Consider the following 10,204-nt stretch of genomic DNA (forward strand, 5'->3'; position numbering starts at 1 on the left):
GCAAACTTTAACCTTAATACTTAAATTTTAATAACTGAAATTATAAGATATCTTTAAAAGGTTAATTCATAAAGTCGTTTTGACACAACTGAGCATTTATTGACATACCTGTTGCTGATCCAGTGGCTACTGCTGTGGCAACAGATCGAAATGAACTTGTGTCGCCACAACTATAGATTCCTTGGATTGTTGTTTCTTGTTTGGCGTTTATTTTAAGTAGTCCTTGCTCTGTTAATTCACAGCCTAACTTTTCTGGGATATCACAATGTTGCTTAGCAGGAGGTCTTGAATAGATAGCCTCTGTAAACAATGTTGTATTATCTTGAAAAATAATCTCAGATACTTTTCCATTTTGATGGTTAAGCTCTTTGATCTGCTTCTGAATCACTTGGACTTTATTTTTGGCTAAAATGTTTTGTTGTTCTGTTTTAAATAAGGCAGTACCATTTGTCAGAATAGTTAACTTGTCTGTTAGATTAGAAACAAGCATTGCATAATGAAAAGCAACATCTCCATTGGCTAAAATAGTGGTGCTTTTGTGTCTTTCTTCATATCCATGACAATAGGGACAGTGCAAAATACTTTTCCCCCAACAAGCTTCATATCCTTTTATTGGTAACATCTCATCCTTCATTCCTGTAGCAAATAAGACATACTTAGAGGCGTAATTCTTATTTTGATCTGTTGTAACAGTAAAAGTTTGATTCTCTTGCTTCTCTACGCTATTTACTTTAGTTAAATGGAAAAACACAGTTTCATATTTTTCAACTTGCTCTTTTCCAAGTTTTCCAATCCCTCCTGGAGGATTTCCATCTTGTGTTAAGAAGTTATGTGAATGAGTGGCCATTCGATTACAAGGTTCATTGCTATCTAGTATTAAAACTCGGCGTAAAGAGCGCCCTAATGCTAATGCGGCTGATAATCCAGAATAACTACCTCCAACGATAATAACATCAAAAAGTTCTTGTTCGCTTTTTTCATCCAAACTAGCAAAAGACAACAGCGGATTAGCTAACAGCAATGCTGATGAAGCTAATGTACTTGTTTTTAAAAAATCCCTACGTGATACCATAACTTCTCTACATTTTAATTACTTGATTAGTTCAGCTACAATATCCTTTACTGGCATAACACCTGTATGCTTCCATTTAACCTCTCCTGTTTGATTAACTAATACCATAGTAGGAATTGCTCTTACAAAGAATTCAGCAGCGATAGCAGGATGTTCATCCACGTTAATGCGTTTTAATTCAACGTGTGTTGTAATATCATTTATTGACTCATCAATCATTTTTGATAAAGTCTTACATGGACCACACCACTCTGCATAGAATTGCAATAAAACTGGCTTATCTGTTTCTTTTAAAATATCTTTTATATTCATGTTCTTATTTTTCATTTTTAATCTGGACAAAACTAACTAGACTATTAGAACATGATAATAGACGAATGGGAGATTAAACGGTACATAACACATATATAGTAGAATTAAACGCAAATACCTCTTAATCTTAAAATCTTTTTCTACCTTTTCTCTTCTGTTTTTTCTTTATCTCAGATTCATACTCTTGATAATTTACATTTTGATTAGCTGAAAATAAACTAACAAATGATGTAAACGCTACATCATTACCACTTAACGCTGATTCTACAAACTCAAACATAGGATGAATCTCTTCAGTGGCTTGTGTAAATAAGGGTAAATCGCGTTTACTTTCATTCTTTTGTTCTTCTTGAAGCTCTTGCGGTTTAATTAAACCTTCAGATTCAGAAGTACTACTCCATTTCTGATTAAAAACATTAGCGGATAAGTTTTTACCTAAATCAGATCCTTTGTAAACGCTTTTTGAGTTGTGATCTATAAAAGTTACGCCATAGATACGATTGTCTTTGTTTTGAAAGAGGACAACGTTTACTCCTTGATTGAGAAGCTCTTCTTTAAACTCTTGTAATGAGCTAGTACTGTTTATAGCTACTTCAATGGTTTGTTTTAAATTAGCCTTAGTTGGTAAGGTTTTTAATCTTTCTTTTGATGCTTTAAAATGCTTTTCTAATTCTTGGTAACTAGCCTCTCTACCAAAGAGTGATGCCTTAAAAGGATTACTAGTCTTCTCTCCTTTTTCGTTTAAAGCAAAATAAACTAAGCCTTGTTTTACTTGTCCATTATAAGTTGCCTCTACCTTTTCTGCTCTGATATTAAATAGGGATAATAAAGCGTTGTAACTTGTTAAGCTGTCATAATGATAGTACTTGGGTAAGTAGCGTATAACCGAGGCTATTTGAGTTTTTAGATTAAGCTTTGTGTAGTCAACTGGTTTAAATAGAGTTTGTTTAGATTCTTTGTGCGTCTGATTGACTGATGAAGTTAGATTAAACTGCTTTTCAATTTCACGGCAAGCTTTCATTGATTTGAGATGATCGTATTTATCATCAATTTTCTTTCCTTGTAAATCTGTACAAACCGTTACGATATGGATATGTTCTCTTTCTATATCACTATGCTTATAGACAATATAAGGTTGGTTTTCATATCCCATCTGCTTCATATACTGCTTAGCTATTTCATTTAACGCATCGTCTGTTAGTTTATCATTAGGGTTCGGATTCAAAGAAATGTGTCTTACAATCTTTTCAGTCTTGTTATTCACTATTAGATATGGTTCAAAGTGTCTATAGAGGGAATCAATGTAGTCTACAGAGTTATTCGGTTCAGGTAAATGATTCGTATCTATTACAGCTCCTTGTCCCTTGTCAACCTTTAACTGATTATAAGACAACACTCCTATTAGGTTACTTCCTTTTCCAATTTTAGCTATCATACCTTACCTTTTGAATTAAGATGTTTCTCTTCAAACTCCTTACTTAGCTTGATAATATAGTAACACAGCTTAGTTAGATCTTTAGTGTACTCTTCAAGTCTTGAGATAGAACGCTTAGCTCTATCTTGAGAGAAGTACTGATTACATAGCTTTACAATCTGATTGTAGTTTACCCCTACTGCTTTAAATTGGTTAAAGAGCTTGGTTAGTAACGTATGGTACTGCAAAACACCTACATCTACTTTTACCGTTGTAATCTCTCTATCTAAAAGCAGAGAAACAAGAAAGTTTGCTTTGTTTGCCATCCCTGAGGAAGCAAACAAAGTAAGTAATCTCTGGTTTTCAGACTCAGTGAGTCTAAAAACGTGTCTGTGTTTTTTAGGATTAGATTTTTGCTTTCTTCCTCCTTTGTTTTTACTTGTGGTTTGCATAGTGTCTTATTTTGGTTGATGTCAAAATAAGAAATACTTATATCGCTAAACTTCTAATGGTTGTTAAAGGTTATATTTGGAAATGAATGAATAATATTAAAGTTCAATTATCTTAAGGCTTTCTATACGTTCATATACTTCATCGCGACTCATTCTGTCTTTTACAATAATTCCCTGTTTTATCATAACCATCAATTTCATTTCATAATCCTTACTAACACTATTAATATACTCTCTATCAACCATTAAGTAATGATTATAAGGTATTGGCTCCTCAGAATAACAAGAGTCTTTAAAATTGACTAGAAAATCACTAAAATAAGCTATTTTTTTTCCTTTGTATTCATATTCAAGTCTACCGTTATTAACTACTAAATCTAATGTACTTGATAAGAAAGGGGATAATAATTTGATGTCATTAAATACTCTATAATATTGCCAAGTATTATTTAAAAATGATTTCATTGGAGATATTAAAGAAGTACATAGATTAGATTCACAATAACCATTAAATCTTAAGTTTTCTTCGAAATTAGGATTAATGTCATCACCTAAAACATACCATACTCCAGTGTTTTTAAGTTGTTTATAGACAATAGATAAATCAATCTTCTCTATAGTAGATCTATGCTGATTAGTCATAAAGACGATAGATTCTATTTCACAGTATGAATTAGAATTATAAAACTCCTTTGTGGTTGAATAATTTCCTTTAAAGTACAAAGGTAATTGTGGATTATCACTTTTAATAAATTCAATTACTTTTTGTGTATAATCTTTAGAATTTACAAACTCTTTTGGTATTGTAATTTCTGGCCACCAACTTGGTTTTTCTCCCACATTAATATCCCATAATGATATATCTATCGGTAAGTTTTTTATTAGATAGTGATTTAAATCTGAAAAGTTGATACATTTTACCTTATACAAATATTCTAATACCCCCATAAAAGTTGATTTCAAAATATCTCCGTATATAGTACACTTTCCTATCATAAACTGATATTTAGTTTGGCAGTATCTACTTTCCTCATCACTTTCTTTTCCTATATTAAAACTATGACAATACTCTTGATATTGATTAAACCATATTGATAAAAAGTTATAGGAATCACCAATGATATCTTGTATACCTGCTGCATAATGTAAATAATATGAAGGTATATTACTTTTTATTAACTCAATAAACTCTGCTTCTTTGGTGTTTATTCTAATATTAATGGTTACATTACTGACCAATAACTTATATGATTCTACCTTTATAGATAATATTTCCGAAATTTTTGTAATAAGCAAATCCGTAGACATACTTTTAATTGTAACTAAATTCCTTAAAACTGATTCATTCACATATTGAAACGAAAATGATTTTTTATTTTTTAAAGATTTCAATATAACCAATAAACCTTCACAGCTTCTATTTTCTAACCCTTCATAGGATAAATATTCTATGAACAATTTATGATACTCTCCATGCTCATCATTTTCTAATAATTCAGATATACTTTCAACTGCTCTATATCTAACAATTGGACTTATCCAAGTCAATCGAGATAATAATATATCAAACAAGTTTACCTCCTGTAAATCGTTTAAATATTCTGGTAAAACAAGATTAACATTTGGAAATATATTTGTTAAAACTTCAATATAGGCAGTTGTTATTTGCTCTGCCTTATCTTGTTGATTTCTATCAAAATAAAACTGAATACTATTCGGAATGGGAATACTATACTGTTTACCTCTACCATAGTATCTACCAGAATTTGTAACACTATGTTTATAAAATTCATCCACTCTTTGTGGAAAATCTAATAAAACATTTTTCCATCTTTTTTGAGCATATTCTAGTTTTCCAAAATAAGAAGCTCCCCATCCTCCACCATTAGCATGTGCCCAGCAAATACAATTAAAAGCAAAATTATCATCATAATCAATTGCTAAAGAATAAACACTATCTAATAATTCTGATGATATATTTGAGAAATTATTTCCAATAATATCCTTTAACACAATAAATAATAATTCTTCATCTGTTCCGTTTTCTAAATGTTTTTTTAACCAAGAGTTTAAGAATGAACAATTTGAGTAGGTTAAATAGCTTTCTGTAAAATCTGTATTAGAAAATATATAGTTTTTAATATCTATTGTTGATATAGAAATATAATCAGCCTCATCATCTTTATGAATATATGTTTCAGATTCTTCAGTAATCTCTACTAAACCAAACTTATTATTTAATTTATTAACTATTTCAGTAACTTCCTCATTCCCTTTCTTTTGAATCTCGATTAATGTTTGATAATGACTATTAATTGCTGTTTTTCCAATAGCCCTTGCAACAGGATCTCTATAATCTAACGAGTCTAAAATATTATCAAATAAACTATCTACATTCATATAATCTCTTACATTAAGATTATACAGGTAAATATTAAAAAGTAAATTATGATCCACTTTGGGCAAAAGCTTGCAAAACTCATTCATAAAATGTCGAGTTTCATCACCAGAAGTCAACTTTTCAATATGAAAAACATAAGGAAATATCCTATTCAAATAGTATTTTCCAAAATTTGATCCTTCATTAATACATATTTCTATACTTTCTAGAATATCATATAACAACATATATTTATGCCCACCATAAGATATCAAATTGCTTGTTGTAACATAGAGTAATTCTTCCGTTTTTTCTTTACTTAAAAAATTTGAACTTATCAGAGCTAATTTAACAACATACTCTGCATTCTCTTTAAATGGAATTAAATCATTCTTGATTTGCTTTAACTCATTTAAGACATAAATTTCTAAATCTTTTGTTATTACTGTAATCCTATTACCATTTATAAGCTCAAATAATGAACCTTTATTATATTTTTCACAAGTACTTAAGAAAATCAAATCTTCGAAACTTAACTGATATATTAGTTCATTTTTCTGATTTAATATCTTTGATATCCATAAGACACAATCAATTAAGCATGGTAGTCCTATTCGCTGATAATCATATATATATCTATTATCACCAAACTCCAATTTAGGCAAATTAATTATAGGAGCTATTAATAGCTTGATATCTATTAGCTCTTTATTTTTAAACAATTTAACTAAATCATGATTTATTTGATCAATAGCCCCCACCATTGTAGATAGCCAAATATCATTAAGCTCATTAGTAAACTCAATAGGTACAGTGTCTTTATTTGAATAAGCATTTATGAAACTCTTAAGAAATATATCCAACAAGGACTGTTTTATTCTATTTTCATTCTTAGCAGGAAAACCAATATTGCGATCTAAAGAAATTAATGGTTCTTTCGAATTTAAACCCAGAACTTTTTTATCTAACATAATATGATAGAAATGTAAGTATAAACTATACTCCTTAATATTTCCTAATATTTGACCCCATCTATCAGTATTTTGGTTTAAATCATCTGTAATTAAAACTTTGATTATACTTCCTTTCTCTTCACTAGTCAACTCTAGTGAGAACATCTTCTTTATTATTGTAATCGGATTTTTTAAAGCTCTTAATAATTCAATAATATAGTGTTCAAATAGTTCTATGCTTTCTTCATTTTCCCTAAATTGCTTGATAAAATCAAAAACTCTATTAATATTAGCTTTATCAAAACAAACAAATATTGATATACATGATTGTGCTATTTGAAAATGGTTACTCCACTTATCATTCAACAATTCATTCAACCTCTCAAATACTTCAGCAGGGATTTCCGAAATAATACCTTGCCTTTTTAATTCTATTAAACTATACTTAAGCTGATAGTGTGAAAGAGTGTTAAAATCTATAGAATGAAGATCAGAATGATTCTTTAAATTAAAAGCTGTAGTCCAAATACCTTCAATTGCAGTATCTAAATTAGTCTCTTTATTTTCATATAAATTGCTAACGATTGAAAAGTAGATTGTTTTTTCAAAATTATTACTTTCAAATGCAGCTTTTGTTGCTAACTTCAATAAAGTTAATATACCTAACTCATTATGAGATTTCAAATAATGTTCAATAATCCATTTATTATCAATATTTAATAACCTATCTGATTTTCCAAGATAGTACTCTACCTTAGGAAGTTCTAACCAGCGTAATGAATCTTGCTCTTTTTGATTTAACCAAACCTTAAGCTCTTGAAATAAAAGTATTTTCTGTTGTTGTAATTCCTCCTGATTTAATATAAATACATTAAAACTATTATGAAATATTGAAATACCAGATAAGTCAAAACGAAATAAATGTCTTATCTTTTTTAAACTATCTGTAACCTCTGAAGCATATTTACTAAATTTTGAAATCAATGAATTCAATTGATCCTCTTGTAATTTAAAATCTAAAACAACAACAGCATAAGATATTGTTTTACATAAAGTAGGAAGTTGTTTCCAAAGATTTGAATAGTAGTTTTCAATTTCATTATTATAATGAGGTATCTTATCTAAATCATATTCTGAAATATTATTACCATAGTTTCTTACCTCATTTATAACATATCTCAAATGAAGTGGATTCCCTTCTGTTATAGTTACTAACTTAGATATAATAGTCTCAAAATAGGAATCATTAACTTCACATTCAATTTTAAACTTATTAATTGTTATGTTCTTAATCGCCTGACGATTTAAACCTCTTATTTCAATCCACTCTTCTTTAGGTGCTAAATTTAAAAGAGAATTTGGGAAACTATGTGTAGCCAACTCTTGTGTTCCCAATATTAACCAATATCCTTGTTGTGGAAAAATTACCTCATTTAGAAATTCAACGAGTTCTCTCTCACTACTTCCTTCTCTTAAAACATGATCTAATCCATCTATAATTAATACAAATGGTTTATTTCTTTCTCTAGAAAAAGAAGCTATTTCATCTATAAACTCTTTTAATTTCAACATCTCCGTATTTATTTCACCCAAAGATTTAATTACTTCATGATCTAAACTTTTAAACTGTGCTTTTAGTCCTTCTATAACTCTATCATTATTCAATCTCTCGATTTTAGATATATCCTTTAAACTTATGTGATAATGATGCCTAAAGACAAGGATTTCCTCTTTTCTTAAAATACTGTATAACTTGGATAGATAGGTGCTTTTCCCACTTCCTGGTTTTCCATAGATTACTTTTACTCCACCTTCTTTGTTTACTAACTCATGTATTATTTTTTCATGCGTGTCCTCATTAAAAAACTCAAAATCAATAGGAACTTCAAAATTTTGATTTAAAGGTCTTGGATCATCAAATGATAAGAATGAACGTATTTTTTCAAGAGTAAATATACCAGGAAGTCGTTCTGCCCCTTCATTACCAATAGTTAAAAGTAAATTATCTACTCCTGACTTAATTGCTTTTAATTGCCTATATAATATCTGACGTACTTCTTCTTCTAACTTCTTTTTTCCAGGTTGATTAAACTTAAAATTGAAATTTTTAAAAAAATCTAATAATTGATCTTTTGTAAAAGATTGTAACAATAAATTATAGAAATCTAGGTTACTATCTTCTATTTTTTTAAAATTAAAGAAACCTTCTTCTATATATGCTAATAGCTCATCAGAAGCTTGTCCATTAGTTAATAAATAACATTCTACATTATATTCCTTTAAGGCTAAATAAGATTTTATCCAATTATGAATACCTTTTTTATTCAAATCTTTAAAAGTCCACAAATCACTATCTGGGTTCTGCTTATGCTTTATTTGATAAAACTCCACTGTATTATCACTACGTGTAGCAACAATATCATCAATAGCAAAATGAGAAACTCCTATATCTTCAGGTTTATACTGAATACGAATTTCTTTATATTTTTCAGGTTCTAGCAACCACTCAGTGCATAATTTTAACGTAAACACATCTTCATACTTATATCCACTTCTTATTGGACTATTGGGATTTTTTCTCATGTAGTTAGTTAAACTTTAGTAATCGTATTAAATTTTGTATTCTAAGGTAAGCTTATAAATCGATAAAATGGAACTAAAAAATTATTCTTAATATCAACTTCTCTATAACTACCACATACTTAGAATATGAATGTACTGCAAAACAATTCCTTTATATTCCAATAAGCATTTAACATTGCAATCGTCTTCTATTTTTAATAGTTAACCTTTAAATTATTACATTATGCAATCAGAAGACGATTTAAAAGCGCTCGCTAAAATATTAGCATTTATGCGAGCAGTAAGCATTCTTATTATGCTTATACACCTATACTGGTATTGTTATTCTTTCTTTTTAAGCCTTGGAATAACACACAGAGTTGTAGATAGAATACTTGTGAATTTCAACGATACAGCAGGGCTATTTTCACATTTACTTTATACGAAACTCTTTTGTTTGGTTTTACTTTCTTTAAGCCTGTGGGGAGGCAAAGGCGTAAAACATGAAAAGATAACAGTCTCTAAAATCACTCTTGTTTTTACAGTTGGTTTTAGCCTGTTCTTTTTTAACTTCTTTTTACTTGATTTTGGATATTCTTGGAGTGCTGTTCTTTATATAGTAAGCACCTTCTTAGGCTATATCTTGCTTTTGGTATCAGGAGCGTGGATTAGTAGACTCCTAAATGACAACCTAATGCAAGATGTATTTAATTTTGAAAACGAGAGTTTTATGCAAGAGACCAGGTTCATTGAAAACGAATACTCCATTAACCTGCCTTCAAAGTTCTATTACAAAGGAAAATGGAACAGCGGTTGGATAAACATTGTTAATCCATTTAGAGCCACAATCGTTCTTGGTACTCCTGGTTCTGGTAAATCTTACGCTGTGGTGAATAACTTTATCAAACAGCAAATTGAAAAGGGATTTTCAATGTATATCTATGATTTTAAGTTCGTGCGACACGAGGTTGTGTAAGTGGCTGTCTAACGTTAGATTAGACCTATTGTTTCGTCAATAGTAGCCTACGGATACGTGCTATGCGAGTGATTGCATAGTGC

At 29.5% G+C, this 10,204-nt stretch carries 5 protein-coding genes and 1 pseudogene; 1 reads left to right on the plus strand and 5 read right to left on the minus strand.

What is annotated here, in order from left to right; all coding sequences use genetic code 11:
* Window positions 1–61: 61 nt before the first annotated feature.
* The 5 genes from CF599_RS13625 to CF599_RS13645 form a co-directional block, all read right to left on the minus strand.
* The gene (locus CF599_RS13625) at window positions 62–1,072 is read right to left on the minus strand and encodes an NAD(P)/FAD-dependent oxidoreductase (protein WP_121966558.1); all 1,011 of its coding nucleotides are present in this window, start codon (window positions 1,070–1,072) and stop codon (window positions 62–64) included.
* Between the two features lie 18 nt (window positions 1,073–1,090).
* The gene (locus CF599_RS13630) at window positions 1,091–1,399 is read right to left on the minus strand and encodes a co-chaperone YbbN (RefSeq protein WP_254050315.1); all 309 of its coding nucleotides are present in this window, start codon (window positions 1,397–1,399) and stop codon (window positions 1,091–1,093) included.
* 112 nt (window positions 1,400–1,511) lie between these two features.
* Complete coding sequence (mobB, locus tag CF599_RS13635; protein ID WP_121966559.1) at window positions 1,512–2,819, minus strand: conjugal transfer protein MobB; 1,308 nt, start codon at window positions 2,817–2,819, stop codon at window positions 1,512–1,514.
* Complete coding sequence (locus CF599_RS13640) at window positions 2,816–3,250, minus strand: plasmid mobilization relaxosome protein MobC (protein WP_121966560.1); 435 nt, start codon at window positions 3,248–3,250, stop codon at window positions 2,816–2,818. The genes mobB and CF599_RS13640 overlap by 4 nt, the downstream gene beginning before the upstream one ends.
* Before the next feature lie 96 nt (window positions 3,251–3,346).
* On the minus strand, window positions 3,347–9,166 hold the full coding sequence (locus tag CF599_RS13645; RefSeq protein WP_121966561.1) for an ATP-binding protein: 5,820 nt from the start codon (window positions 9,164–9,166) through the stop codon (window positions 3,347–3,349).
* 223 nt (window positions 9,167–9,389) lie between these two features.
* On the opposite strand from CF599_RS13645, the pseudogene CF599_RS13650 reads away from it, so the two are divergent.
* A pseudogene (locus tag CF599_RS13650) lies at window positions 9,390–10,100 on the plus strand (YWFCY domain-containing protein); the annotation flags it as partial.
* Window positions 10,101–10,204: the final 104 nt, after the last annotated feature.

The organism is Myroides sp. N17-2 (genome assembly GCF_002286775.1).
In the GTDB taxonomy this organism is placed as follows: domain Bacteria; phylum Bacteroidota; class Bacteroidia; order Flavobacteriales; family Flavobacteriaceae; genus Flavobacterium.